Raw genomic sequence first — 26,697 nt, 5'->3', positions numbered from 1 at the left:
TGAACCACGTGGTTCACAACCTGTCCACGGGCTCCGCCCACGCGTTCCGGCCGGATCGGGCGCCGCCCGGGCGCCGCTGTCACGCCTCCGCGGCCTCCTCCCGCTCCAGCGCGCGGGCCAGCGCCTCGAACCCGGCAGCGACGCCCTCGGCGTCACCGCTGGTCCGCGCGTCCACCAGAAAGCCGCGGAGCGTGGCGAGGACCATCTCGGCGACCTCGAGCTTGCGACGGTCGGACCAGTGCCCGGGGCACACGGACAGCAGCGTGGGCAGATACTGCTGCGACGCCTCGCGGCCCAGTGCCGCGTGGCGCTCCGGGTCGTACATCGCCAGCCCGATGGCCTGGTCGAGCACGCGCGCCTCCGCCCCCACGAGGATCGGCCAGACCGCGCGCACCCAGTCCGCCAGCGTCCTGCGGTCGTGGCCCTCGGTGGAGGCGGCGAGCGCCTTCGCGATGCGCCGCTCGCGCAGCTGGACGATCGCCTGCGTGAGCAGGTCGTCGGCCCCGTCGAAGTGGTACAGCAGCACCTTGTGCGTGGTGCCGGCCGCTCGCGCCGCGCGCCGGAGCGAGAAGTCCACGAGCCCGTTGACCTCTAGGTCATCGGTGACCAGGGCGAGGAGTTCCCGCCGCCGGGCTTCGCCGCGCGGCGACCCGGCCGACCGCCGGTATCCCGCCCGTCCTGGTGAGCCGTCGTCGGCAGGGGTGTTCACATCGGCGGCTTCCATGGCCGGTCCTCCTCGCGCAGCGAACGCTCGGGCCGACCTTAGCCCCCGGGGACGGACCATGATCAAGCTCAGCCGGAGGCCTCACAGTGGCCCCGGTCAGCGAGGGAGCGCCGCCACCGGTCGCGGGCGCCTCAGCAGCCACTGCCAGAAGCCGCGGCGAGGCGGCCTGGGCGGCCGTATCGCGATGCTGCCGCCGTGCACCTCACCCGTCATCTGGATGCGCAGCCTGACCGGTGTCGCGGGCTCGGGCCGCGTCTGATGGCGCACGCTGCCGTTGCGTACGGCCACGTCGTCGGCGTCGGCGACGACGTCCGGCGGCACGAGCAGCGTCACCGACCCGCTGCGCACCGCGACCTCGATCTCCAGGGTGGGCACCGCTATGACGGCCTGGGTGAAGTCGAGAACGACGGAGCCGCTCTTCGACTCGATCTCCAGACGCCTCGGGACCACCCAGCCGCCGTCCCGCTTCGCGCTCGCGCCGTCGACGACGATCCGCGACACGTCTTTCGGAGCGGCGGCCGCGACCCCGGCGGCCCACACGGGACCGGCATCCGGCAGGTCTTCGAGCAGGGCCGCCAGCTCACCGTGGGTACGGGCCGTCAGCGCGGCCTCGAGCCGCTCGTCCAGCTCGTCCGCGGTCAGCCGGCCGTCACCGGCGGCGACGGTCAGCCGCTCCACGGCCTGGTCGCGCTCCTCGTGCGACGCACGCAGTTCGCGGCGGTCTGGCACCATTTCACCGGGCATGGAGGCACTCTAGTGGCGTGGCCGCCCGCCACGGGAACCGGGCCCGAGGGGCCACCCGCGATCGGCCCGCCCCCGTCAGGAGTCCAGTACCGCCGCGACGCCCTCGATCTCCACGAGCTGGTCGTCGTACCCGAGCACCGTGACCCCCATCAACGTGCTGGGGACGTCGTGGTCGCCGAACGCGTCACGCACCACCTCCCAAGCCGTCACCAGGTCCGCCCGGCGCGTGGACGCGACGAGGACACGGGTGCTGATCACGTCGTCGAGGGTGGCGCCGGACTCGGCGAGCGCCGTCCGCATGTTCTCGACAGCCTTGGCCGCCTGTCCCGCGTAGTCGCCGACGGCAGCCGTCGAGCCGTCCTCGTTCAGCGGACAGGCACCCGCGAGGAAGATCAGCCGCGCCTCGGCGGGAGCCGTAGCCGCGTAGGCGTACTCGGCGACGTCGGACAGCGAGGACGAGCGGATCAGCGAGACGGCGCGAGGCACGTGGGTTCCCTCCGGAGCGGGCACGACGGGCGGTCATCCTCGCAAGGAACGTCGGCGGGCGCCCCTGATTTTCCCGGCGCGGGGGCGCACAGCTGCCGTCATCGTCACACGAGGTGAACAATGGACGGGAGAGGTAAACCACTCTCGGGACGGAGCGGGACACCGTGGGGACGAGCGAGCAGAGCGACGCCGCAGAGCAGCGCTTCGACGTGGCGGACGCCGCACCGGTGCTGCTCGACACGCACGGCGTGGTGTGCGGCTGGTCCGGCGGGAGCGAGCGGCTGCTGGGGTACGCGGCCGCCGAGGTGGTGGGCCGGAAGGTGGCCGAGTTCCTGATGCCCGAGGACGCGGCCCGCGTTCCCGCGCTCGCCGGGCAGTGCACTCGGGGCGGCGGATGGTCGGGGATCCTGACGGCGAAACACCGCGACGGGCGCCCCGTCCCCCTGATGGTGCACGTCGTCGAGGCACAGCTCTGCCCGGAGCCCGAGCGCTGGATCGCGCTCGTGACGGACCTGGCGCGGGCGCCCGGATGGGAGATGAGCCGCTCCGTCCTGGAGCAGATGGCCACGCGCTCCCCCCTGGGCATCGCCATCGTGGACACGGACCTGAGGTACGTCTGGTCGAACGACGCGCTGGCGCAGTTCGGCGGCGGTCCGGCGCAGGACCGTATCGGCCGCCGGCTGGCGGACATCCAGCCCGGACTCGACTCCGAGCGGCTCGAGGGACAGATGCGGCAGGTCCTCGAGACGGGGGTGGCGGTCGTGGGCTACGAGCAGGTGGGCCGCGTGCAGTCCGCGCCGCACCGCCAGTGCTGCCACGCCATGTCGTTCACTCGGCTCAACGACGAAAACGGATCCCCGCTGGGCGTGTACTACACGGCGATGGACATCACCGACCGCTATCTGGTCCGGCAGCGGCTCGCCCTCCTCGACCGGGCCGGTGAGCACATCGGCCGGAGTCTGGACGTCGTACAGACCGCGCAGGAACTTGCAGACGTGGCGGTGCCCGGCCTCGCGGACTTCGTCGCCGTGGATCTGCTGGAGTCGGTGCTCGAAGGGGCCGAGCCGACGGCGGGGACACCGAGCGACTCGGAGATGGTCACGCTGCGGCGCGCGGGCCACCGGTCGGTGCGGGACGGCGTTCCCGAGACCCTCGTCCGCATCGGGGAGGCGGCCCGCTACCGCACGGAATCACCCCCCGTCCGCGTCCTGACCAGCGGCGTGTCCTGGTACGCGGAGCAGGTGGATCCCCGGGACGAGGACTGGACCGCCACCGACCCCGGCCGCCCGGCGGCCTCCCTCGTCGAGCTCGGGCTGCACTCGATGATGATCGTGCCGATCCGCTCGCGCGGCATCACGATGGGCGTCACCAGCTTCTTCCGGCGCGACCGTCCCGACCCGTTCGACGCGGAGGATCTGGCGCTCGCGGAGGAGTTCGTCGCCCGGGCCGCGATCTGCGTGGACAACGCCCGCCGCTACACACGCGAACGCGACGCCGCGCTGGTGCTTCAGCGGAGTCTGCTGCCGAGCCACCTGCCCGAGCAGGACGCCGTGGACGTCACCGCCTGCTACCGGCCCGCGGACGAGCTGACGGGCCTCGGCGGCGACTGGTTCGACGTCATCCCACTGTCCGGCGCCAGGGTCGCCCTCGTCGTGGGCGACGTCCCCGGCCACGGCATCGACGGCGCCGCCGCCATGGGACGGCTGCGCACCGCGGTCCAGACGCTCGCCGATCTGGACCTGCCGCCGGAGGAGGTGCTGGCCCACCTCGACGACCTGGTCAGCAGGGGCGCGCGCGAGGAGGACGCCCGCAGCGCGATCCAAGCCGTCGGCTCCAGCTGTCTGTACGTGGTGTACGACCCGGTCAGCGGCCAGTGCGCCATGGCGAGCTCCGCGCATCCCCCGCCCGCGCTCGTCACCCCGGACGGCACGGTCTCCTTCCCCGACCTCCCGGTCGGGCCGGCGCTCGGCACGGGTGGTCTGCCCTTCGAGGCGGCCGAGTTCTCCCTCGCCGAGGGCACCGTGCTCGCCCTGCACACCGACGGACTGCTCGCCGTCGACCCACGGGAACCCGGCCGCGAGCCCGGCCTCGACGCGGGCAGGGAGCGCCTGCGCAATGCCCTGGAGCTGCGCGGCCCGTCCCTGGAGGGCCGCTGCGTGGCCGTCGTCGACGCGCTGGTGCCCGCGCGCCAGATCGACGATGTGGCCCTGCTGATGGCCCGCACCCACCGTCTCGGCGCCGGGCAGGTCGCGTCGTGGGATCTGGAGAGCGACCCGGCGGTCGTCGCCGAGGCACGCAAGAAGGTCACCCGGCAGCTGTCCGAATGGGGGCTCGACGAACTCGCCTACACCACCGAACTCGTCGTCAGCGAACTCGTCACCAACGCGATCCGGTACGCCTCCGGGCCGATCCGGCTGCGTCTGATCGTCGAACGGGCGCTGATCTGCGAGGTGTCCGACGCGGGCGCCAGCGCTCCGCATCTGCGCCACCCCCGCACCACCGACGAGGGCGGGCGCGGCCTGTTCCTCGTCTCCCAGTTCTCCCAGCGCTGGGGAGCGCGCTACACCCTCGACGGGAAAGTCATCTGGGCCGAACAGTCCCTCAGCGAGCAGGCGGACGAACCGGCCGCCGCGACCGACGGGCCGACCCCTGAGACGACGCGCTGAAGCAGCCCCGCGCCAACGCATCGCCGGGAACGTCGGTCGCCGAAGAGGTCGCCCGATCACCGATGCCCGGGCGCAGATACGCAGTTGACGTGCGGCGACGCGCACGCTTTCCTGCTGCGATGACTGATCTCCGCATTGAGAAGGTGCAGGGCGACGCCCTGATCGAGGACTGGCGACACGTCCACAACCTGATCATCCCGGCCGACCCGCTGTCCCTCGACGACGTGCGCGAGCGGGTGGGGCGCAACCATCTGGAAGTCGCCTATCTCGGCGACACTCTCGTGGGCTGCACGACGGTGCGCCCTCCGACGGACGACACCGCCACCGCCACGGTGATCGCCCGCGTGCTCCCCGAGCACCGCCGGCAGGGCTTCGGCGAAGTGCTCTACCGGCACGGCCTGGAGCACGCGCGCACACTGGACGCCGCCGTCATCGAGACGGTCATCCTGGCGTCGAACGTGGCCGGGGTGCGGTTCGCGGAGAAGCACGGGTTCGCGGAAGTGGAGCGATACGTGCTGCCGGAGGACCCCGCCCTCTGGCTCACGATGCGACTCACCGAGGACGGGCTCACCTGAGTATTCGTCTATCTTGGCGCGTATGCAGTCCTACACGATCGGCCAGGCCGCCCGGCTCCTCGGCGTGAGCCCGGACACCGCACGCCGATGGGCCGATGCGGGCAGAGTGGCCACCCATCGTGACGCGGGTGGGCGGCGGCTCATCGACGGCAGGGACCTGGCCGCACTCTCGGTCGAGGTCGCCAGGACCGGCGGCGAGGACGACGTCTCGTACACCTCCGCGCGCAACGCCTTCCCGGGCATCGTCACCGCCGTGAAGCTGGGTGACGTGGCGGCCCAGGTCGAGATCCAGGCGGGTCCTCACCGGCTCGTGTCGCTGCTCACGCGTGAGGCCGTGGAGGAGCTGGGACTTGAGGTGGGCGCGGAGGCCACCGCCCGCGTGAAGTCGACGAACGTGCACATCGACCGCACCTGACGTCCGCGGGCGGCGGCCGTCTCGTCAGCCTCAGGAGTCACCGGGCGCCGTGGAGTAGGAGTGCGCGCCCGCGCCGGCCATCGCGCCGCCCGCCACGATCGGGTACTCGTCACGGATCGGCCTGCCGTCCAGCCAGGCCTCTGTGTCGGCGAGCGCGGGAGGTCGTCGCGGGCGTACGTCTTCGGGTATCCGTCGGCCGGGTCGTCGTACAGCACACAGAGCACCTCGGCGATGACGTGGGACTCCTCAACTCCCTTGCCGAAGGATGCCGTTCACGATCCCCGCGATGAACTCGACCGGTCAAAGCGAACCTTGCCGTGCCGGGACAGGTGGCTTCCATCAAGGCCACTGAAAGGGGGCCCGCGCCATGGGGCGTCCCCGTCGGGGGTCCGGTGTGCCGGTGGTGCTCCCACCCTGTCACGCCCACGACGCGTAGCGGCCGTCCACTCGGATCGCGTTGATGCCGCTGATGTGCCGCGCCCCGCAGCGGTCCTGGGGCAGGACCAGCTGGGGTCCGGCCCGGTCGAGGGGCGTGTCGTCGATGGTGACGGCCAGCAGCACGGGGGCCCGCCCGAAGTCCGGGTCGATCTCCGCCCAGGACAGCAGCGCGTGATGGCCGTCCGCCCCGGTCACCGCGATCAGGAACCGCAGCCGGTCCTTGCGGCGGGCGGGGTCGAAGCCGGGCCCGGCGTCATGCAGGACGTCGTGCAGCAGCGGGCCCGCGAAGCTGTGCTCCTGGACGCCGCTGGTGGCGCACTCGAAGCTGACCCGGGCCGTGTGCTGGGGCCAGTCGAGCAGATCGGGCACCGTCAGCCGGGCCGGGCGCGCGACATCGCCGGTCAGGGCGAGCTCTGCCACCGGTTCGGCGGCCGTAAGGGATTGACGCACGGACTACCACCTCCCGAATGACCGTACCCGGGCCGCGGCCACAGCACTCTCATACAAACGCACATGCCTACCCCCATCAGCACATGATCCAGCTCATGCGATGCAACAAGAGACTTCCCCCTCGCATCTGCGGCAGTATGATCCGTGCATGCGCACCTACCGGATCGGGGAGGCGGCCGCCTTGATGGGCGTCAGCGCCGACACCCTTCGGCGCTGGGTCGACGGCGGGAGGCTGCATGCCGAGCGGGACGAGCTGGGCCGCCGGATCATCCCCGGAGCGGACCTGGCGTCCTTCGCCCGACAGCTGCACCGCACCGAGCGGACGAACAACGGATCCTCGGCGCGCAACCGCCTTTCCGGCATCGTCACCGAGGTGATCCTCGGGGATGTCTCGGCGCAGGTGGAGATCCAGGCCGGGCCCTTCCGGGTCGTGGCCATGGTCAGCCGGGAGTCGGCCGAGGAGATGGAGCTGGAACCCGGTGTGCCTGCCGTCGCCGTGATCAAATCGACCAACGTGGTCGTCGAACGTCCTTGAAGTGTCCGCCGGACGCTTCGCGGAGAATCAGCCCGATTCTTCTCAAGAGAGCCCTAGGGAGTAACCCCGTGATGACCCGTTACACGCGCCGGACCCTGCAGGTGACCGGCGTAGGCGTCGCCGCGCTGCTGGCGCTGAGCGCCTGCTCCTCCGGCTCGGACTCGTCGTCCAAGAAGGACTCCGCCTCTTCGTCGTCCAAGGACTCCGCCAAGAAGGTCACGGGCACGGTGACGGTCTTCGCGGCGGCCTCGCTCAAGGAGAGCTTCACGACCCTGGGCAAGGACTTCGAGAAGGCCCACCCAGGCACGAAGGTGACGTTCAGCTTCGGCGGCAGTGACACCCTCGCGGCGAGCATCACCGGTGGCGCGCCGGCCGACGTGTTCGCCGCCGCCAGCCCCAAGACGATGGCGATCGTGACGGACAAGAAGGACGCGGCCGGCGCCCCGTCCACGTTCGTGCGTAACCAGCTGGAGATCGCGACCCTGCCGGGCAACCCCGACAAGGTCTCCTCCCTCAAGGACCTCACCAAGTCCGGCCTCAAGGTCGTGCTCTGCGACAAGACGGTGCCGTGTGGCGCCGCCGCGCAGAAGGCGCTGGACGCCAGCAAGCTGAAGCTCACCCCGGTCTCGTACGAGCAGGACGTCAAGAGCGCCCTGACGAAGGTGGAGTTGAAGGAGGCCGACGCCGCCGTCGTCTACAAGACCGACGTGAAGGCCGCGGGCAGCAAGGTGGAGGGCGTCGAGTTCCCCGAGTCCGCGAACGCCATCAACGACTACCCGATCGCTCTCCTGAAGGACGCGCCGAACGCCGAGGCGGCGAAGGAGTTCATCGCGCTCGTGCAGTCCCCCGAGGGCCAGAAGGTCCTGACGGCGGCCGGGTTCCTCAAGCCGTGACCGAGCTCGACAGGTCCGGCGCCGCGGCCGAGGTCCTCACGGGTGGCGACACCCGTGGGGCCGGGCCGCGGCGTCGGCGTGCCCGCCCGGGCGCCCGAGGCCGCGGAGTGCCTCTGCCGCTTCTGGTACCCGCCCTCGTCGGCCTCGCGTTCCTGCTGCTGCCCCTGATCGCCCTGCTCGTACGGGCCCCTTGGCGCACCCTGCCGGAGCAGCTGACCAGTCCGGAGGTCTGGCAGGCCCTCCAGCTGTCGCTGATCTGCGCGACGGCGGCCACGGCGGTGAGCCTGGTCCTGGGGGTGCCACTGGCCTGGCTGCTCGCGCGCACGGAATTCCCCGGGCGCGGCTTCGTCCGGGCGCTGGTGACACTGCCACTGGTACTGCCCCCGGTGGTGGGCGGTGTGGCCCTGCTGCTGGCCCTCGGACGCAACGGCGTCGTCGGGCAGTTGCTGGACTCGTGGTTCGGGATCACGCTGCCGTTCACCACGGCGGGGGTCGTGGTCGCGGAGTCGTTCGTGGCGATGCCGTTCCTCGTCATCAGCGTGGAGGGCACACTGCGGGCCGCCGATCCGCGGTTCGAGGAGGCCGCCACGACGCTCGGCGCCTCCCGCTTCACGGCGTTCCGCAGGGTGACGCTGCCGCTGATCATGCCGGGTATCGCCGCGGGTGCCGTGCTCGCCTGGGCGCGCGCGCTCGGTGAGTTCGGCGCGACCATCACGTTCGCGGGCAACTTCCCCGGTCGTACGCAGACCATGCCGCTGGCCGTGTACCTGGCGCTCCAGAACGACCCGGCCGCCGCGATCGCCCTCAGCCTGGTGCTGCTCGCCGTGTCGATCGCGGTCCTCGCGGGGCTGCGGGACCGCTGGATGACGGCATCATGACCGCCCCCCGCCCCCACACGGTCCTCGCCGGACCGTCCGACCCCCGGATGACCGCCTCATGACGCACATCGACCACGTCACCGGCGGCGTCCCTGCCGACGACATGCGCGCCGACGGCCTGGACGCCCACCTCGTCGTCGACCGCGGCACCTTCCGCCTCGACGTCGCACTGCGCGCCGCCCCCGGCGACGTGGTCGCGCTGCTCGGTCCGAACGGCGCCGGCAAGACCACAGCCCTGCGCGCCCTGGCCGGACTCACACCGCTGACGGGCGGTCATCTCCACCTGGACGGCGACGCGTTGGACCGCACGGCCCCCGAGTCCCGGCCGGTCGGCGTGGTCTTCCAGGACTACCTCCTCTTCCCCCACCTGAGCGCCCTGGACAACGTCGCCTTCGGACCGCGCTGCCACGGCGTGTCCAAGGCCGAGGCGCGTGAACAGGCCGCGAAGTGGCTGGACCGCATGGGCCTCGCCGACCACCACGGCGCCAAGCCGCGCCGACTGTCCGGCGGCCAGGCGCAGCGCGTCGCCGTGGCCCGCGCTCTGGCCACCCACCCCCGGCTGCTGCTCCTCGACGAGCCGCTCGCCGCGCTCGACGCGCGCACCCGTCTCGACGTACGCGCCCAACTCCGGCGCCACCTGGCGGACTTCGAGGCCGTCGCCGTACTGGTCACCCACGACCCGCTGGACGCGATGGTGCTCGCCGACCGGCTCGTCGTCATCGAGGACGGCCGCGTCGTCCAGGAGGGCGCCCCCGCCGACATCGCCCGTCATCCGCGTACGGACTACATCGCCCAGCTGGTCGGCCTCAACCTCTACAAGGGGCAGGCCGACGGGCATGTGGTGCGGGTCGACTCCGGGCCGGACATCGCGACCAGCGAGGAGCTGTCGGGACCGGCCTTCGTGGCGTTCCCGCCGAGCGCCGTGACCCTCTACCGGGACCGGCCCACCGGCGCCAGCGCCCGGAATCTGTGGCGGTGCCAGGTCGCCGGGCTCGAGACGCACGGGGACCAGATCCGCGCGGACCTCACGGGTGAACTCGCGCTCGCCGCCGACCTCACGACGGTCGCCGCCGCGGAGCTGAACCTGCACCCGGGCGCGCCGGTCTGGGCCACGGTCAAGGCGACGCAGACGCACGCGTACCCCGCCTGACACCGCACCCCTGCGTCCCTGCATCCGCAACAAGCCGCGCCCCTGCATCCCCGTAACGCACTGGGCGCCTCCGACCTGCCAGGTGCTCACGTCCCTTCACCTCGCAGATGCGACGAGCCTCCCACCAGCCACATCCAACCCGGCTACGGTGAGCCCTACACAGGCCCAAAGCCTGACATTCCATACCTTTCCTGTGAGGCGTTCCGCATGAGCCTGAGCATCCGCAATCAGCTTCCCGGCAGCGTTACGGGCATCACCTCGGGCGAAGCCATGGCGACGGTCAAGGTCCGCCTCGACGGCGGCCAGGACATCACCGCGGCGATCACCCTGGACGCCGTCAAGGACCTCGGCCTCACCGAGGGATCCGCCGTACGCGCCCTGGTCAAGTCCACGGAGGTCTCCCTCGCCACCGGCAGGGTCGAGGGGCTGTCCATCCGCAACCAGCTCGCCGGAACGGTCGACGACATCGCCACGGGCGGCGCCATGGCCTCCGTCAAGGTCAGCGTCCCGGGCGGAGAACTGACGTCCGCCATCACCAAGGACGCCGTCACCGACCTGGCCCTGGCCCCCGGCACCTCCGTCGTGGCCCTGATCAAGTCGACCGAGGTCTCGCTCGCGACCGCGTGACGGCCGGACGTCGATCGGCACCCGACCGAGGAGGCACGGCTACCGGAGGAGGCGCCGCCCGGACGACCGTCACATGTTGATCATGTGTCCGGCCAGCCCGTGCACCGCCTCCTTCACGGCCTCGCCGAGTGTCGGGTGGGCGTGCACGTTGCGGGCCACCTCATGGACGGTCAGATCCCACTGCTGTGCGAGCGTCAACTCCGGGAGCAGTTCGGTGACTTCGGGACCGATGAGATGGGCGCCCAGCAGCTCGCCGTACCGGCTGTCGCTGATGACCTTGACGAAGCCCGTCGGCTCACCGAGGCCGTGGGCCTTCCCGTTCGCGGAGAACGGGAACTTCGCCACCTTTACGTCGAAGCCGAGCTCACGGGCCTGCGCCTCGGTCCACCCGAAGCTGGCGATCTGCGGCTGGCAGTAGGTGGCGCGCGGGATCATCGTGAAGTCGACCTCCATGGTCTCCGCGCCACCGATCGTCTCGGCGGCGATCACGGCCATGGCCTCCGCCGCGTGCGCCAGCATCAGTTTCGCGGTGACATCGCCGATGGCGTACAGGTGGGGCACGTTGGTGCGGCCGCGTCCGTCCACGTCGATCGCGCCGCGCTCGGTGAGCCGCACGCCGGTGTTCTCGAGCCCGTATCCGGTGGTGCGAGGCGCGAAGCCGATCGCCTGGAGGACCTTGTCGGCCTCGATCACGCGCTGCTGCCCGTCCTTGGAGACGGTGACGCGCACCTTGGCCGCGGGATCGCTGTCGTCGATGGATTCCACCCGGGTCCCGGTGTGGACCTCGATGCCCAACTTCCGGTACTGGCGGGAGAGTTCCTTGGACACGTCGGCGTCCTCGGTCGGCACCATGCGGTCCAGGAACTCGACGACGGTCACCTTGACGCCGTAGTTGTGCAGGACGTACGCGAACTCGACGCCGATCGCCCCGGCGCCGGCGATGACGATGGACTCGGGCAGTGTCTCGGAGAGGATCTGCTCCTCGTAGGTGACCACGCGGTCGCTCAGGGCGGTGCCCGGCAGGAGGCGGGTGGTGGCGCCGGTCGCGATGATGCAGTTCCCGAAGGTGACGGTCTCGCTCCCGCCCGCGGTCAGATCGACCCGGAGCGTGTGGTCGTCGATGAACGTGCCGCGGCCGTCGTACTCGGTGATGCCGTTCTTCTTCATCAGGTAGTGCACCCCGGCGACCCGCCCGTCGGCGACCTTGCGGCTGCGCCGGTAGGCCTCGCCGTAGTCGAAGCTGACCTCTCCGTCGACGTGGATGCCGAAGGTCGAGGCCTGCTGCGTGAAGATGTGCGCGAGTTCGGCGTTGCGCAGGAGCGCCTTGGACGGGATGCAGCCCACGTTCAGGCAGACACCGCCCCAGTACTTCCCCTCGACGACCGCGGCACGAAGGCCCAGCTGGGTGGCGCGCACGGCCGCGGTGTAGCCACCGGGCCCGGCGCCCAGGACGACGACGTCGTAGTGCGTGGTACTCATGGAGCGTTCCTGCCGTTTCGGTGAGACGCGAGTCTGGCCCTGACGTGCACGACGGTACGTCCGCGACCGGGACCCGTGCAGATACGCAACGCCAGCGCCTCCCGGGTCTCCGCGCCGTCACGCCCCCTGGGGGCGAAGCTCAGTCCCGGCCCGAGCCGCGCTTCATCTACCTTTTGATCTTGGCCAGTGCTCCGGCGTTTACGCCGGGGGTGAAGGCCATCTCAGGACTGCTCTGACTCGCGGGTGAGTACGGGTCGGCACTGTTCACCTCAGCCTACGAGGCGCTTCTGGTTCTCGATGTACTGGCGTGCGACGGTCAGGGGCGCACCGCCGCAGCTTCCGGCGAGGTAGGAGCCGGACGGGAAGTGGCCGCCCCACAGGTAGCGGCGGATGTGCGCGTCGTACTCCTGGCGCAGACGCCTGGAGGAGACGGAGTTGACCAGCTTTGAGAGCTGGACTTTCGGCGGGTAGTGCACGAGCAGGTGCATGTGGTCCTCCTCGCTGTTGAACTGCTTCAGCTCGGCCTCGAAGTCCGTGCACATCTCCCGCATGATCTCTTCGCAGGGCTTCAGCATCTTGTCCGTGAACGTCTTGCGTCGGTATTTGGTGACGACCACCAAGTGGACGTGCAGGTTGTGGACGACGTGCCGGCCGGTTCTGACATCGGGGTTCGGCTTCCATCATGGTGACATTGACCAACTGTAGTACTGTGATCACCGTGGGTGAACTCGGTTTGGGGAAGCGGCAGTTCGGGCATCGTGCCCGACTGGCGCTGTCGGCTGCCGAGCATCTCCTCGTCGACGAGCAGGCGCACGCCGCGCGCACGGTGTGGAACTGTTTGCATGCGTGGTGGCAGATGATGCCGAGGCACATGCGGACTCTGGCGAACGCGGACGCCGCGATACGCCAGGCCCGCAAGGAGATCGATTTCCTCGCCGTCCTTCCTGCGCAGGCCGCGCAGGCGGTGCTCAAGATGTACTTCCAGGCCTGGAAGAACTGCTGGGACGGCCGTACCGATGCTCCGAACTTCAAGGGCCGGTTCCGGTCCGTGATGAGCGTGGACATCCCGCAGGGCCGTGACCTCCAGATCAAGCGGGTACACCGCCGCTGGGGCATGGCCAACATCCCCAAGGTCGGCCGTGTCCGCTTCCGCTGGACCAAAGACCTCCCGGTGGGCAACAAGGCGAACGCCGACAACCGGATCACCGGGGCACGGCTGGTCAAGGACCACCTGGGATGGCACATCGCCTTCCGCGTGCAGAGCTTCGAAGCCAAGCCCGCATCCCACCAGGGGGCGGAGGTCGGAATCGACGCCGGGGTGAACCTGCCACTCGCCCTCTCGGACGGCAACCACCAGGACCACGGGCGTGCGCCTCGCCTCCCGGATGGCAGCGCCGACCGTGACAAGTGGCTGAACACCGAGGAAAAGGGCAAGCTCCTGCGCCTTGAGCGCCGGGCCGCCCAGCGCAAGACACACCGCAAGCCTGGCGAGCGCACCAGCCGCCGCCTGCACCACACCTATGACCAGATCCGAGGGTTGCGCGCAAAAGCCACGCGACGACACCAGGACTGGCAACACAAGACGACCACCACCCTCGCCCAGAAGTACGGCGTCATGGTGGTCGAAGCACTCACCATCACGAACATGGTCAAGTCCGCTCAGGGCACCATCGCCGAGCCGGGGACAGGCGTCGCCCAGAAAGCCGGACTCAACCGCTCCATCAGCCAAGAGGCATGGGGCAGGACGGTCACGATGCTGACGTACAAGGCCGGCCGGTACGGCGGCACCCTGCACAAGGTGCCCGCCCCGAACACCTCCCGACGCTGTTCCGTCTGCGGCTTCATCACGCCCGGCAGCCGGGAGGACCAGGCCACGTTCGTATGCAAGAACCCGGACTGCGGATGGTCGGGCAACGCCGACCACAACGCGGCCCGGAACATCTTGCACCTGTACCGGATGGGCCACGCGCTCATCCCGGCTGCCGGGAGGGCAGTCGTCAGGCGTGAGAAACGCGTCAAGCCCGCCACCGCAAGGTAGACGGGAATCTCCTTCCTGAGCTTGCGAAGGGAAGAGAGCACTTCAATCCACCTGGATGCCGAAGTCCTGAACGAGCTGCTCCAGGCCCCCCGCGTAGCCCTTGCCGCCCAGGACGAAGTCCCAGTCCCCGTTCGGTCTGCGGCGGAAGGAACCGAGCACCAAGGCGGTCTCGCCCGGGCGGCCGTCGGAGACCTCGAGCCGTCCCAGGTCGGCCAGCCTCGGGTCGAGCAGGCGGATGGAGGCGTCCGTGAAGCCGGAGAGGTCGGCGTCCGGGTTCGCCTCCGGGTCGATCGCGGCCACGAGCACGAACCGGTCGGCCTCGTCCGGCAATTCGTCGAAGGAGACGCAGATGGCGGCCTTGTCCGGTGCGGTCGGAGGCAGAACGCGTACGGAGCCGTCCGCTGTGTGCGGGTTGTTGTAGAAGACGAAGTGATCGTCACTGAGGATGCTGCTGCCACGGCAGACGAGAGCACACACATCCAGGGCGACGCCTCCGGTCCACGACATCCCCAGGATGTTGTAGTCGTCGGGCAGCCGAAAGTCCGGAACCGTCGGAGTCGGCTGCGCTGCCGGGCGGCGGGCGCCGTCGCCCAGAAGCCCTCGTAGCCCGTGCCGGTGCAACAGGTCGACGAGTTCGGCGCCGGAGATCAGTTCCAGCGGCTTGCCGTTGGCGAAGGTGTGCGAGCCCGGGCCGAACCCTGATGTCGTCACGAGGACGCCCTTGTTGGCGCCGGCGTCCTGCACGGTCCCGTACAAGTCGCGGACGGCGGTGGGCGGCACCGTGTTGCGGTAGCGCTTCACCTGCACGACGATTTTGCCGCCCCGGATCGGTGTCGGATCCAGTGCGTCGACGTCCACGCCGCCGTCGTTCGAGCGCTGGGTGGTGACCGCCTGCATCCCCATGGCCCGGAAGAGCTCGGCGACGAGATTCTCGAAGGCGATCGGATCCATGTCGTAGAGGTCGGGTTCCTCGTCGCTGCCATGCGTGACAACGCGGTTTCCGACCTCCTGCGGCCGGCGACCGGGCCGTACCAGCGTGAGCTGGTCGGGGCGAGCGGAGAGTTGCCCACGCAGTGCGTCGGACAGACAACTGCCGGCGTCCACCTGCGCCAAGTACAGGTCGCGGAAGGTCGCTCTCGACGTCATGACGGTCGCCAGGTAGATGTGGCCCGGTCGGCCCGTCGTGGGGTCGTGCCCGTCCACGAACCCGTTCAAGGTCACCGCCTCGAGCGTGCCCATCTCGTCCGCGGCGAAGAGTTCGTGCAGGACGAGCAGCATGCACTGCGCGAGAACTTCCCGGTACAGAGCCCGACGTTGGCCTACTGGGCGGGCCGTCTCCTTGTCCTGGTCCAGTCCGGACATGTACCGAACGGACTTGATCTCGGGGACGACGGTGTAGGTCGGCAGTTCCCAGTCCAGCACCAGCTGGCGAGCCTCCGAGTCGTACGCGGCTGCCACCTGACGCGGGAAACCCTCCGGCCATGCGGTCGAGGCGTATAGAGCGGCGGAGAAGTACTCGACCACGGAGTCGGGTTCGCGGCGCCTGACTGCTTCGGTCAGTTCTTCGATGCCTGCGTTGTGCCGGCGCACATCGGCCAGTTGGGCATCGGCCCACTGCTGGTACTCCCGCTGGTACGACGCCAGCTGTTGCTGCCGTTGAGCCTCCGCCGCCTGGGCCGACTGCCAGTCCCTCTCGAAATGCGCCCGGGCCTCGGCCTGCGCCTGGGCCCGCCGAGTGGCAGTCCACCCGCTCTGTGTTTGGTAGTGCTGGAAGTCCGGCATGGGCACGGGCCGCGCCAGGGGGCCTGGAGTAAAGGGCTGGATGTCTTCAGGGCGCATGAGAGAGGGAGCTCTGAAAGGCGGAGCCTGACAACCCGAGGCGAGAAGACCTTGCAGCGAGGTGACTTGAGCGTCCAGTTCCTCGGTGCGGCGCAGGGCTTCTGCCTGGCGGTACTCGCGGTGGTTCTGGATCGCTCGCCGTTGATAGGCACGTGCTTGCTGCGCTTCTTGCCTCTGCCGTCTTGCTTCGGCCTCCATCTGGCGCTGCTGTTGCCGTTGCATTTCGGCCCAGACGCCGACCGAGCCACTGGAGCGTCGACTCATGTGTTGCAGGCCCTCCCCAAGGCGCTCCGGTTGTCCCCACAACCAGTTGTAGAGGGACGACTGTATCGAGCGATACCCATTTCGCATATCCACTCCTCAAAGGCCGACCGCAGCCGGGCTCCATGGGGCAGGTGGCGGTCGGGCGAGCACTCAAGTCGGACTTCACCTGATCATCGGCATATGCTGTGGCCGCCCGGAGGAGGGGCCATTCACGTGAGTGCACAGCGATGCCCCTTGTGCGGGTCCGAACCGATTGCCGACCAGCAGCCGGCGTGCGGCTGCGCGACGTCCGCACCGGCGGTGCCGGCGAACCCGGTGTTCGGGCAAGTGACCCCGCCCGGTCAGTCCGCCGGGACGGTGGCCCAGGAGGATCTGCGGCTCTTCGAGGGGCCGGTTGGCGACGGGCCGGCCCTCGAGGGCATGTCGGTCCGGACTTCGGAGCATCTCGTCGCCGGTCGTGGTCGTCGGTCACCCGCGCGCCTCAGGCCCCAGTGGGTGATCGTCGGGACGGCGGCGTTGGGTGTCGGGGCGGCGGCCGTGATCGCCGTGGCGGGTGGCGCCTTCAGCTCCGGGAACGCCCCGAGCCGGACCGTGTCGGCGACGGACGACTCCGCCATGCTCACGCCGTCCGGATCCGTCTCGTCGCGGTCGGCGGCCCCTTCTCCCGAGAACGGCGGCGCCCACGCGACCCGCTCCCCCGGCCCGTCGTCGTCGGCGGCCTCCGGAACCGCGTCCACCTCGGCGACCGCAGCCGTGTCCGCCTCGGTGAGATCCTCCTCCGCGACGCCCTCCGCGCCCGCACCCACGGTGTCTTCCGCCGCTCGCCCGGGATCCGGCGCCCGAGTCCTGTCCACCGGCAGTCACGGCGGTCAGGTCAAAGACCTCCAACGACGGCTGACTGAACTCAACTTGTACACGGGGCCGACCGACGGCAGGTACTCGACCGATGTCGCGGACGCCGTCCACCGCTATCAGGTGGCCCGCGGCATCGACGAGGACGCCGGTGTGTACGGTCCCGAGACGCGGGCCGCGCTGGAGTCGGAGACCCGGGGCGGCTGAGAGCATGGCCGTCCGTCGTCGTCCCGTACCACGTGAGGAAGTTGACCCGTCATGTCATTCGTGCCCGCCGATCCGACCGTGCTGCACCCGATGCCTGGGCAGTCGCGGGTCGTGCTGCTCAAGCCGCTTGTGACGTCGCCGTTGATCGAGGTCGGTGAGTTCTCGTACTACGACGATCCGGACGACCCGACCGCCTTCGAGACGCGCAATGTGCTGTACCACTACGGGCCGGAGAAGCTGGTCATCGGGAAGTTCTGTGCGCTGGGCGAGGGTGTGCGGTTCATCATGAACGGGGCCAACCACCGTATGGACGGCCCGTCGACGTTCCCCTTCCCCATCATGGGCGGCTCGTGGGCGGACCACTTCGATCTCATCAGCGGGCTGCCCGGCCGGGGTGACACGGTGGTCGGGAACGACGTGTGGTTCGGCTACCGCACCACGGTGATGCCCGGCGTGCGCATCGGGCACGGGGCGATCATCGCCTCGGGTTCCGTGGTCGTCGACGACGTGCCCGATTACGGGATCGTCGGCGGCAACCCGGCGAAACTCATCCGCCGCCGCTACTCCGACGAGGACGTCGAGCGCCTGCTCGCCCTCGCGTGGTGGGACTGGCCCACCGAGCATCTCACCGAGCACGTGCGCACCGTCATGTCCGGCTCCGTCGACGCGCTGGAGGCCGTGGCCCCGAAGCCGCGGTGATCGGGGCGGTGGGCATCGCATCCAGCACCGCCTGTGTGTGCGCGCCCAGTTCGGGTGCCGGCGTGCGGAAGGTGTTCAGGCCGGACCCGAAGCGGACCGGGAAGCGCGCCTGCGGCGCCGGACCGGAGGCCTGGGAAAACAGGTTTCTTGCCGTCAGATGTGGTTCGTGGATGAGCTGTTGGGGTGTGGTGAACACGGGGGCCCATGGCGCGCCGATCCCGGTCAGTGTGCGCTCCCACCACGCGTAGTCGTGGGCGGCGAACACCTCGGTCAGCAGGTCGTGGATCTTCTCCTTGGCGGCCGTACGGGCGGCCCGGCGGTCGTACGCGTCCGCGTCCAGGCCGGGGAACTCCGTACCCAGCGCGCTGCGGAGCTCCCGTCAGAACTTGTCCTCGAACGTGGCGAGCGAGAGCAGCCGTCCGTCGGCCGTGCGGAAGACGTCGTTGTCGCCCTGCACGAGCCCGCTCTTCAGCGGATCCCCGGCATCGGCCGGGGGCAGCGCGAACAGGGCGCACCAGCCGGCGATCGATTCGGTGAGGGAGACGTCGATGTGCTGTCCCTGTCCCGTGGCGGCCGCGCCCGCGAGCGCCACGGTCAGTGCGAACGCCGCCTGCATCGCGCCCGCCATGTCACCCACCCGCACGCCCGGCCAGGTGATCTCCCCGTCGATGCGCCCGGGGACGGTGAAGAACCCGGACAGGCCGAGGAAGTTCAGTTCGTGGCCGGGCCTGTTCGCGTACGATCCCGTCTGGCCGTATCCGCTGAGGGAGCGCAGGACGATGCGCGGGTTCGCCTCGCGCAGGACGGGATAGGAGAGTCCGAGCCGGTCGAGGACGCCGGGGCGGTTTGTCAACTGCCATGGTTTTTCCATTCCTTGAGTGACAGTCAGGTGACGCGGTGGCTGGCCGGCGTCGCGTCAGAGCCCCGTCGCCAGCGGTAGAACGAGAAGAGCCGGGGGGCAGTACCAGCGCCGCGCCGACGGACCACGCCATCAGCCGCCGGAAGACGCGCGGCGCGTCCGCCTCCTCGGTGTTGGCGAGGATCAGGCCGCCACCCAGGTGGAGGGGGCTGATCGCCACGGCGCCGATCGTGGCGCAGACAGCGATCAGCAGCACGGTGAACCGTGCCGAGTCGGCATGCGGCAGCACCGCGGCGGCCAGTGGGACGACCACGCCGAGCACGGCGACCGTCGAGGATTCCACGGTCGCGAAGACCGCGGCGAGGTAGGAGACGGCGAGCACCGCGAGGAGGGTGTTGTCGATGCCGCCGAGGTGTTCGGCGATCGCCTTGAGCGTTCCCTTCCGCTCCAGTACACCGACGTACACCATGATGGCGCTGGTCAACAGGACGACTGACCAGGGGAGTTCGGAGACGACCCGCCTCGAGTCGGGGCGGAGGACCATCTGGAGCGCGAGGCCGATCAGGAGCGCCACGAAGCTGACGGACGGCGGACCTCGGCCTACCGGGCGACCCCGCGGGCCATGGCGCCTGCGGGGTCGCTCTTTGCACTTGGTACACGCCAATGCCTTGACGCCACGATGGGCACTCCTTTAAATCAAGAAGTGAAGGAAGTGCCTCAAGTGGCCGCCGTCGGCGTTCACTTCTGGATACTTCGTTCGCCGACTTGTCATGCACGCGACCCCCCACACGACCCCCCACGTGAAGCGATGTGATGACCGTGCGCTCATCCTGGCGCCGCCGCGCCTCCCTGTACGCCGCCTCCCTTGCCTGCTGTGCCGCGAGCCTGGCGGCGGTGCCCACCGGCGCGTCCGCCGCCCCGGCGCCCGTCGGCAGTCCCGCGAAAGCCGCCGCCGCGGCCACGTTCACCGACGATTTCAACGGCGCCGCGGGCTCGGCCGTCGACGGCGGCAAGTGGCAGATCGAGACCGGCGACAACGTCAACAACCATGAACGGCAGTACTACACCGCGGGCAACAGCAACGCCGCGCTCGACGGCCAGGGCAACCTGGTCATCACGGCCCGCAAGGAGAACCCGAACAACTACCAGTGCTGGTACGGGCGTTGCGAGTACACCTCGGCCCGGCTCAACACCTCGGGCAGGTTCACCCAGGCCTACGGTCATGTCGAGGCCCGCATGAAGGTGCCGCGCGGGCAGGGCATGTGGCCCGCGTTCTGGATGCTCGGGGACGACATCGGCAGCGTCGGCTGGCCGGCGAGCGGCGAGATCGACGTCATGGAGAACGTCGGTTTCGAACCCGGAACGGTCCACGGCACACTGCACGGCCCCGGGTACTCGGGCTCGGGCGGCATCGGGGCGGCCTACACGCTGCCCGGCGGACAGGCCTTCGCGGACGGATTCCACACCTTCGCCGTGGACTGGGCCCCGAACTCCGTCAAGTGGTCGGTCGACGGGAACGTCTACCAGACCCGCACGCCGGCCGACGTCGGCGGCAACCAATGGGCGTTCAACAAGCCGTTCTTCCTGATCCTCAACCTCGCGGTCGGCGGCTACTGGCCGGGCGATCCCGACGGCAGCACGAGCTTCCCCCAGCAGCTCGTCGTCGACTACGTCCACGTCACCACTCAGTAAGCAGGGGGTGACGTCCCGGGGCGGCCGGTGTCCTACGGACCGGCCGCCCCGGGACACCGACGTCTGGTTCACGGTGCCGCGGGGCCGTACCCCGTCAGCTCGTCCGTCAGGGCCATCAGGCGCCGACGCGCCTCCTTGTCGTAGGCCTGTTCGTGGGCGCGCGCATCCGTGAAGCGGTCGAAGTACCGGCCTGTGGTGGACCCGAGCTCCGGGTCCGTGATCAGCCGCACCGTCGGCCGTACCCCCTCGTCGATTCCCGTCACCGGGGTGAGGCCGTACGCGCGCACTCCTTCCGTGTCCATGAGATGCGCCGGATGCAGGGCGTTGACCGTGACACCCGTGCCTTCGAGTTCCGCGCCCAGCTCGAACGTCGCCATGATCAGGGCGAGCTTGCTCCGGCAGTACGCCCGGAGCCCCTCGTAGTCCCGTTCCAGCATGACGTCGTCGAAGTCGATGCGCTCCTGCCCCATGGACGCGACGTTGACGACGCGCGCGGGGGCGGAGGCCCTGAGCAGGGGCAGGAGGCCGCGGATCAGGGCGTACGGGGCCAAGTGGTTGACGGCGAACCGCAGTTCGTGGCCCTGCGCGCTCACCTCCCGGCGCAGCGGCTCCGTACCCCCGCCGGCGACCGCGTTGTTGACCAGCGCGTCGAGACGGGGTTCGGCACCGCGGATCCGGTCCGCCATGGCCCGCACCTGGCCGAGGTCCGAGAGGTCGGCGAGATACGTACGGACCGTGGCGTCCGGTGCGGCCTCCCGCACATCGGCGACGACCGCTTCGAGCCGCCCCGCGTCGCGGCCGTGCAGGAGGAGGGTGTCGCCACGCGCGGCGAGGTCGAGCGCGATGCCACGGCCCAGGCCCTGGGTCGCTCCGGTGATCAAGGTGATGCGTGGGTTCATGACGCACATCCTGGACGGCGCGACGCCACAGATGGGAGAACCTGCCACGCCTGTCGTTCCCAGCATCACTCATCGATGCGCACGTCTCTCCTCCCGCCGTTCGACGACGGCCGCCGCCAGTTCCCGTACGTCGGGGTCCGGGTCGGACATCAGGCGGTCGAGGAGCGCGTCGACCCCGGGCGTCGACCAGCCGGCGACCGCCTCGGCGAGAGCCTCGCGCACCGCCGGCTCCGGGTGGCCGGCGAGCCTGGAGAGCCGTTCCACCGGGCCCCGCCGACGCAGGCCGAACCAGTGCAGCGCCTCGCACAGCGCCGTGGCGTCGCCCGGATCTCCGGCCGCCTCCACGCGTCGCAGCAGGACCGGCGCCGGGGGCGGCGGGCCGTCGTGCGGGTGCGGCCTGCGTTCACGCAGCCGCCGGGACCCGTATTCGCCTCGCACCCGGCAGCCCGCGCACGTGCACGGCACGACGCCGTGTGCGTGGGGGAAGTAGCGCCAGCCGGCCACCTGCCGAACGGCGCGGACGCGCTGCACCTCGCGTTTGGCGACCGCCCGGGGGACGAACACCTCCCACCCGCGCGGGTCGTCCATCGCGGCCACGCGGCGCACCGCGTCACTTGCCGTCGTCACCAGCGCGTCGCGGTTGTACCGGCCGACCGTGACCGGCTCGTCGTCGGGCAGCCGCACCTGGACGGCGACAAGCCCGCGCGGCCCGCCGTGCCGTGCCAGCTCCCGCAGCCACTGGTGCGTGAGCGTGTACGACGCGAGCACCGGGAAGCAGAACACCCCGCGCCCGCCGTCGTGGTGCCGACTGGCGGCCCGGATACCTGCCCGCCTGATGCGCGCCGCGTTGGCCTGGGGTGTCAGGTGTACGAACGTTGCCATGGCCGCGATCCTAGGCGCCGCCATCCGCGGGCGGCCGGTGTGTCACTTGCCGAGTTCGGCGGCGCGGGCCGCTCGGCGGGCGAACATGCTGTCCTTCGTATCCTCCATCTCGCGCAGCGCCGCATTGCGTTCGCGTCGGGCGAGCCGGTCCAGATACGTGCGGCCGTAGAGGTGGTCCGTCTCGTGCTGCAGGCAGCGCGCGAAGTAGCCCCGGCCCTCGATCACCAGTGGACTGCCGTCCCTGTCGCGGCCCCGGACGACTGCGTGGTCCGGCCGGGGTACGAGCTTGTAGGGGCCGGGGACCGACAGGCAGCCCTCCGACTCCTCGGCCAGGACGCGTTGCGCGGCGGGCAGTTCGTCGAGGACGGGGTTGGCGATGTGCCCGACATGACGCACGCCCCAGTCGTCCGTGATGTCCCACACGAACAGCTGGAGGTCCACGTCGACCTGGTTGGCGGCGATGGCCGCGCCGTCCGCGACAGCGTTCGTGGCGAACATGTCGTCGATCAGGCGCGCCAGTTCGGGGGTTCCGAACTGTGTCACCTCGCGGCAGCGGCGGTGCAGGATCTCCTCCCCCACGACGGTGACGCGGCGTACCGTTCCGCGCGCGACCTCCGGCGGAAGGGCCGGGTAGGAGTCCGCCGGAACACCCTGCACCCGCACCCTGAGATCTTGTGGTGTTCCGTCACTCAGCCGAAAAGACATGGGTGTTGACGCCTCCTGAGCAGGCCGAAGGAGGACCGGGAGCGCGCCCCCGGCCCGACTCGGCAGACCTGACCGACTTGACCAACCGCTTTGCAAAGTAGCACTCTTTGCAAAATGAGCGACAAGGAACGACCCACGACGCCCGCCGGTTCCGGCCCTGGCTCCGGCCCGTGGATTCCGCCGCACGGAGCGCGCCGCCCCCTGCCCGACCACCCGGTCCGGATCGCGCTCCTCGACCTGCTCGCCGAGGTCGGCACGGTCACGTCCACCGAGGCCGCTGCCCGCCTCGGCCACAGCTCAGGCCTCTGCTCGTTCCATCTGCGCCAGCTCGCGCGCTACGGCCTCATCGAGGAGGCGCCACCCACGGACGGCCGGGCCCGTCCGTGGCAGCTGCGCTGGGAGTCCGACCACCTGACGGACCAGGCCGGCGCGGTGGAGTTCACCGCGCTGACCCACGGCCTCGAGGACGAGAGCTACCGGCACCACCTCGCCCACTTGGAACAGGCACCGGCAGCGTGGCGTCACGACGAGTCGTTCAGCGCCGTACTGCGCCTCAGCCCCGACGAGGTGACCCACCTGGCCTCGTCCATACGTCAGTTGATGACCGATTTCCAGGCGCGTCACGACGCGGCCGCGACGCGCCCGGCGGACACCGTGGCGGTCGCGGCCGTCGCGCGACTGTTCCCTCTGCTCGACGAGGACACGGCTCCCGCCCAGCGGCAGACCGAACCCCCGACAGCGTCTAGCGGACCTTGAAGCTGTCCACGATCAGATAGCTGCCCGTCCTCATCACGCCCTTGATCGTGTGCTCGCCCGGCGTCAGGCCCGACTTGCTGAACACGGTCTGCTGATGCTGCCGAGTGGGGCTCGAGTTGTCGATCGTGCCCGCCGGCTGCCCGTCCACGTAGAGGTCGACCTGCCCCTCGTCGCTGTTGATCTGGGTGATGACGTCGATCGCCGTGCCGTTGAAGGTGAGCTCGAAGGAGTCGCCCTTGTTCTGTGTGGCGTGCACGTCGTCGGCCCAGCCGCCCGCGCCGCCGCGCGAGGCGTTCTTCCAGTCCCATCCCGAGCCGGCGTACACGACCCCGGACGTGTTGTTGATCTGTTCGCCCGACTCGGGTTTATGGACGGTGAGTTGAGTGGAGGCCTGGTTGCGCCAGATCGTCAGCGGGATGTCGGCGCCCGGCGCCGAGCGGTTGTAGACGCTCCAGAAGCTGAGGCGGCCGGTGACCTTCTTGCCGTCGATCTCCTGGATGACGTCGTTCGTGCGCAGGCCCTGCCGGTACGCCTCCGATGTGGTGGGGACGGTGGGCAGATGCAGACCGTCGTAGTCGGTCAGACCCGTCGCCGACTTGACCGCGTCGGAGTAGATACGTGTCGCCGACGCCCCGAGCAGCGGCTCCTGGAACGCGTCGAGCGTGTCGGTGGGGGTGTCGTCGACCCATTCGAGCGGGGGCGGCGTGGGACTGCCGGCCTTGCCGAAGCCGTCCATCGCGAAGGGGCGGAAGCCGAGGGCGCGGGCCGGGGAGTCCGCCTGGAGCGTGTAGTCGAGCTTCTTCGGATCGGTGAAGGGCGAGGCTCCGGTGAACTCGGGGTCGGCCGTCACCGAGTGCGTGTCGAGGCCGAGGGCGCGCCACGCGTCGGTGACACCGGTGACCGGCCTGCCGTTGTTCCAGAACAGGTTGTTGTCGACGGTCGGCTCGCTCTTCGCCATGTCGGCCTGGATCAGGCTGTACGGGGTACCGGTGACGAAGATGTTCTTCTCCACCGTGTCGCCGCTGTCCGCGTACCAGACGTGGAAGTGGGCGCCGCCGTTGACGAAGATGTTGTTGCGCACGGTCCGGTGGAAGCCCTCGCGGAGCTTCACCCCGCCGTTGAGGAGGAGGTTGTCCTCGATGAGGTAGTTCGAGCTGCCGTCGTCGAGGTCGATGTCCCAGTGCGAGGAGTGGCGGATCCTGTTGTGCCGGATGACGGTGGTGTCCATCGCGTCGAGCTTCGCGTACGACTTCTTCGTCGCGTCGTCGGCGGTCAGCGGCCAGAACCGGTCGCGGCCCCAGGAGTTGATCGGCCCGTGGTCGGAGGTCTCCTTGACGCAGTTGAAGATGTCGTTGTTCTCGATGACGTGTCCGCCCCAGGTGCCGTCGTTGATGTCGACGCAGGCGCGGGGTCCGTCGTGGATCGTGTTGCCGTCGACGGTGACGCGCCGGCTCATCGAGATCTGCACGCCGGAGGTCTGCTTCTCGAACTGCCCGTTGTCGTGCATGTAGTTGTCGCTGATGCGGATGTCGCGCGGGTAGTTGTCGGACCTCGGGCCGGGTGTGGTGTCCGTGATGGTCTTGCGCATGCTGTCCCAGGTGGACGGCTCGCGTACCGCGTCGCGGTTGCCCACCACGGCGACGTCGGAGGCACCCGAGTGGCTGAACTCGTTGCCGGAGACGGTGTCTTCGCGGTTGTAGCCGTCGACGAAGAGGGCGTTGCCGCCGACCTGGTCGAAGAGCGAGTCGCGCACGGCGACATTCTCGGTGTTCTTGAGGTGGACCGCCGCGGCGCGCGCGATCGCCCAGTCGCCAAGCTGGAGCTTCTCGTACGGCTGGTCGAAGAGAGTGCGGTGGGTGCGGGCGAACGTGAAGCCGGAGAAACTCAGATCGTGCACGGCGTCGTCCGGTCCGCCGCCCTGCACCCTGACGAGTTCGTCGAGTTCGGCGGTCTCGATGTGCGCCGAGGCCAGATCGGCGTCCTTCGGAGGGAAGAAGTAGAGCTTGCCGGCCGCCTTGTCGTAGAACCACTCGCCGGGGGCGTCGAGTTCCTCGAAGACGTTCTCCACCATGCGGTACGTGGTGTGCAGGCCGCTGCCACGGTTGTTGTCGCCCACCCAGTCGAGTTGCGGGGTGCCGTCGGCCTTCAGCCCGGTCACCCGGTAGGAGTTGCCGCCCCACTCCCCCTGGTGCAGGCCTCGTACGAGCGCGGTGGTGGGGTTCTTCCAGCGGGCGGCTCGCTGCGCCGAGATGGCGTCGGCCGCGTAGCCGCCCAGGATCGCGGTCTTCGGGTCGTAGTTGGGGTAGCGGGCGAGGACCTGGCGTTCCCCGTCCAGGAAGAGACCGTCGAAGTCGAGACCCGCGCCTATGTCGGCGACCTTGACGGTGTCGTTGTACGAGTTCCACTCGGGCCGCAGCGATCGGCCGCCGCTGATGACGACGCGTTCACCGGGTGCCGCGAGGTAGCGGACCGGGGCGCCATCCGTGCCGGAGTCTTCCGGGCCGAACGTCAGGGTGTGGTCCAGGCGGTAGGTGCCCGCGTGCACCACGACGTCGACGGGTCGTGGCCGGTGTTTGCGCACCTCCTTGCGGGCGGCTTCCTGGGCGCGCTCCACTGTGCGGAACGGCCTGGCCGCCGAGCCGTTGGCGCGATCGTTGCCGGTGGGCGCCACGTGGAGGGTGACGGTCTTGCCGCCACCCTCGGCCGCCGACGCGGTGGGCGCGGTGGCGGCGCCGAAGCCCAGCGTGACACCCACCACCGCGGCGAGCAGACCGGGGAGCGGGAATCTTCGGCTCTTACGGAAACCTGGGACGGTACGCACGGGGACTCCTGAGGCCGGGCAGGTCGGGATTGACCATCGATCTTCGGACCGAACATCCAACGTTTGATGGATAGTTGGCTCAATTGAGGAGCGTCTGGCCACGGAAGCTATAAATTCATCGGAT

24 protein-coding genes and 3 pseudogenes are annotated in these 26,697 nt (G+C 69.9%); 13 read left to right on the top strand and 14 right to left on the bottom strand.

The genetic code is table 11. From position 1 onward, the window contains the following. Positions 1–79 precede the first annotated feature (79 nt). The 3 genes from OG758_RS41580 to OG758_RS41570 form a co-directional block, all read right to left on the bottom strand. Complete coding sequence (locus OG758_RS41580) at positions 80–724, bottom strand: TetR/AcrR family transcriptional regulator (RefSeq protein WP_326714613.1); 645 nt, start codon at positions 722–724, stop codon at positions 80–82. A 96-nt stretch (positions 725–820) separates the two neighbouring features. Then, positions 821–1,468 (bottom strand): DUF1707 SHOCT-like domain-containing protein, encoded by a 648-nt coding sequence (locus tag OG758_RS41575; RefSeq protein ID WP_326714612.1) that lies wholly within the window; start codon positions 1,466–1,468, stop codon positions 821–823. A 75-nt stretch (positions 1,469–1,543) separates the two neighbouring features. Further along, entirely contained in the window at positions 1,544–1,954 is a 411-nt protein-coding gene (locus tag OG758_RS41570; protein ID WP_326714611.1) for a RidA family protein, read from the bottom strand. A gap of 164 nt (positions 1,955–2,118) precedes the next feature. On the opposite strand from OG758_RS41570, the gene OG758_RS41565 reads away from it, so the two are divergent. From OG758_RS41565 to OG758_RS41555, 3 genes are all read left to right on the top strand, one after another. Further along, positions 2,119–4,620: a SpoIIE family protein phosphatase gene (locus tag OG758_RS41565; protein WP_326714610.1), complete on the top strand. Its 2,502-nt coding sequence runs from the start codon at positions 2,119–2,121 to the stop codon at positions 4,618–4,620. 119 nt (positions 4,621–4,739) lie between these two features. Continuing rightward, positions 4,740–5,195 carry a GNAT family N-acetyltransferase gene (locus OG758_RS41560; RefSeq protein ID WP_326714609.1) on the top strand — a complete coding sequence of 152 codons (456 nt, stop codon included), beginning with the start codon at positions 4,740–4,742 and terminating at the stop codon, positions 5,193–5,195. 22 nt (positions 5,196–5,217) lie between these two features. Beyond that, on the top strand, positions 5,218–5,610 hold the full coding sequence (locus tag OG758_RS41555; protein ID WP_326714608.1) for a TOBE domain-containing protein: 393 nt from the start codon (positions 5,218–5,220) through the stop codon (positions 5,608–5,610). 417 nt (positions 5,611–6,027) lie between these two features. Here the strand turns inward: OG758_RS41555 and OG758_RS41550 are convergent, their stop codons facing one another. Next, a complete protein-coding gene (locus OG758_RS41550) occupies positions 6,028–6,498 on the bottom strand; it encodes a molybdopterin-dependent oxidoreductase (protein WP_326714607.1) in 471 nt (156 codons plus the stop codon). A 148-nt stretch (positions 6,499–6,646) separates the two neighbouring features. Here OG758_RS41550 and OG758_RS41545 point away from each other — a divergent pair, with 148 nt between their 5' ends. From OG758_RS41545 to OG758_RS41525, 5 genes are all read left to right on the top strand, one after another. After that, positions 6,647–7,033 (top strand): TOBE domain-containing protein, encoded by a 387-nt coding sequence (locus tag OG758_RS41545; protein ID WP_326714606.1) that lies wholly within the window; start codon positions 6,647–6,649, stop codon positions 7,031–7,033. Between the two features lie 71 nt (positions 7,034–7,104). Beyond that, the gene (gene modA / locus OG758_RS41540) at positions 7,105–7,926 is read left to right on the top strand and encodes a molybdate ABC transporter substrate-binding protein (protein ID WP_326714605.1); all 822 of its coding nucleotides are present in this window, start codon (positions 7,105–7,107) and stop codon (positions 7,924–7,926) included. Next, entirely contained in the window at positions 7,923–8,804 is an 882-nt protein-coding gene (modB, locus tag OG758_RS41535; RefSeq protein ID WP_326714604.1) for a molybdate ABC transporter permease subunit, read from the top strand. The genes modA and modB overlap by 4 nt, the downstream gene beginning before the upstream one ends. 58 nt (positions 8,805–8,862) lie before the next feature. Further along, positions 8,863–9,954 (top strand): ABC transporter ATP-binding protein, encoded by a 1,092-nt coding sequence (locus OG758_RS41530; RefSeq protein ID WP_326714603.1) that lies wholly within the window; start codon positions 8,863–8,865, stop codon positions 9,952–9,954. 207 nt (positions 9,955–10,161) lie between these two features. Continuing rightward, complete coding sequence (locus tag OG758_RS41525; RefSeq protein ID WP_326714602.1) at positions 10,162–10,581, top strand: TOBE domain-containing protein; 420 nt, start codon at positions 10,162–10,164, stop codon at positions 10,579–10,581. Between the two features lie 69 nt (positions 10,582–10,650). On the opposite strand, the gene lpdA is transcribed toward OG758_RS41525, so the two are convergent. Both lpdA and tnpA read right to left on the bottom strand, forming a co-directional pair. Further along, positions 10,651–12,060, bottom strand: coding sequence for a dihydrolipoyl dehydrogenase (gene lpdA / locus OG758_RS41520; protein ID WP_326714601.1), 1,410 nt, complete (start codon positions 12,058–12,060; stop codon positions 10,651–10,653). Positions 12,061–12,329: 269 nt separating this feature from the next. Then, positions 12,330–12,725: pseudogene (gene tnpA, locus OG758_RS41515) on the bottom strand (IS200/IS605 family transposase); the annotation flags it as partial. Between the two features lie 53 nt (positions 12,726–12,778). On the opposite strand from tnpA, the gene OG758_RS41510 reads away from it, so the two are divergent. Next, the gene (locus OG758_RS41510; RefSeq protein ID WP_326714600.1) at positions 12,779–14,098 is read left to right on the top strand and encodes an RNA-guided endonuclease InsQ/TnpB family protein; all 1,320 of its coding nucleotides are present in this window, start codon (positions 12,779–12,781) and stop codon (positions 14,096–14,098) included. A gap of 42 nt (positions 14,099–14,140) precedes the next feature. Here the strand turns inward: OG758_RS41510 and OG758_RS41505 are convergent, their stop codons facing one another. Both OG758_RS41505 and OG758_RS41500 read right to left on the bottom strand, forming a co-directional pair. Next, positions 14,141–16,201 (bottom strand): restriction endonuclease, encoded by a 2,061-nt coding sequence (locus OG758_RS41505; RefSeq protein ID WP_326714599.1) that lies wholly within the window; start codon positions 16,199–16,201, stop codon positions 14,141–14,143. Between the two features lie 341 nt (positions 16,202–16,542). Beyond that, complete coding sequence (locus tag OG758_RS41500) at positions 16,543–17,007, bottom strand: hypothetical protein (protein ID WP_326716303.1); 465 nt, start codon at positions 17,005–17,007, stop codon at positions 16,543–16,545. Between OG758_RS41500 and OG758_RS41495 the strand changes: the two genes are divergently transcribed. Further along, positions 16,955–17,260, top strand: a complete 306-nt coding sequence (locus tag OG758_RS41495) for a peptidoglycan-binding domain-containing protein (protein WP_326716207.1) — start codon at positions 16,955–16,957, stop codon at positions 17,258–17,260. The two genes, OG758_RS41500 and OG758_RS41495, sit on opposite strands and share 53 nt — an antisense overlap. 51 nt (positions 17,261–17,311) lie before the next feature. Continuing rightward, positions 17,312–17,959, top strand: coding sequence for a CatB-related O-acetyltransferase (locus OG758_RS41490; RefSeq protein WP_326714598.1), 648 nt, complete (start codon positions 17,312–17,314; stop codon positions 17,957–17,959). Here the strand turns inward: OG758_RS41490 and OG758_RS41485 are convergent. Next, positions 17,907–18,812: pseudogene (locus OG758_RS41485) on the bottom strand (CoA transferase). The gene OG758_RS41490 and the pseudogene OG758_RS41485 overlap by 53 nt on opposite strands. Before the next feature lie 304 nt (positions 18,813–19,116). Continuing rightward, positions 19,117–19,362, bottom strand: a pseudogene (locus OG758_RS49190) (SLC13 family permease); the annotation flags it as partial. Between the two features lie 269 nt (positions 19,363–19,631). On the opposite strand from OG758_RS49190, the gene OG758_RS41475 reads away from it, so the two are divergent. Then, the gene (locus tag OG758_RS41475) at positions 19,632–20,510 is read left to right on the top strand and encodes a glycoside hydrolase family 16 protein (protein WP_326714596.1); all 879 of its coding nucleotides are present in this window, start codon (positions 19,632–19,634) and stop codon (positions 20,508–20,510) included. Between the two features lie 68 nt (positions 20,511–20,578). On the opposite strand, the gene OG758_RS41470 is transcribed toward OG758_RS41475, so the two are convergent. The 3 genes from OG758_RS41470 to def form a co-directional block, all read right to left on the bottom strand. Beyond that, positions 20,579–21,409, bottom strand: coding sequence for an SDR family NAD(P)-dependent oxidoreductase (locus OG758_RS41470; RefSeq protein WP_326714595.1), 831 nt, complete (start codon positions 21,407–21,409; stop codon positions 20,579–20,581). A gap of 69 nt (positions 21,410–21,478) precedes the next feature. Beyond that, positions 21,479–22,291, bottom strand: a complete 813-nt coding sequence (locus tag OG758_RS41465; protein ID WP_326714594.1) for a HEAT repeat domain-containing protein — start codon at positions 22,289–22,291, stop codon at positions 21,479–21,481. A gap of 42 nt (positions 22,292–22,333) precedes the next feature. Then, entirely contained in the window at positions 22,334–22,996 is a 663-nt protein-coding gene (gene def, locus OG758_RS41460) for a peptide deformylase (RefSeq protein ID WP_326714593.1), read from the bottom strand. A 114-nt stretch (positions 22,997–23,110) separates the two neighbouring features. On the opposite strand from def, the gene OG758_RS41455 reads away from it, so the two are divergent. Beyond that, entirely contained in the window at positions 23,111–23,752 is a 642-nt protein-coding gene (locus tag OG758_RS41455) for a winged helix-turn-helix domain-containing protein (protein ID WP_326714592.1), read from the top strand. Here OG758_RS41455 and OG758_RS41450 read toward each other — a convergent pair. Beyond that, a complete protein-coding gene (locus OG758_RS41450) occupies positions 23,739–26,573 on the bottom strand; it encodes a right-handed parallel beta-helix repeat-containing protein (protein WP_326714591.1) in 2,835 nt (944 codons plus the stop codon). The two genes, OG758_RS41455 and OG758_RS41450, sit on opposite strands and share 14 nt — an antisense overlap. Positions 26,574–26,697 lie beyond the last annotated feature (124 nt).

The sequence above is a fragment of the Streptomyces sp. NBC_01474 genome (genome assembly GCF_035918215.1).
Taxonomy (GTDB): Bacteria; Actinomycetota; Actinomycetes; order Streptomycetales; family Streptomycetaceae; genus Streptomyces; species Streptomyces aureus.
The sequence above is the reverse complement of the archived record's forward strand: the minus strand, read 5'-3'. Positions and strand labels throughout refer to the sequence as shown.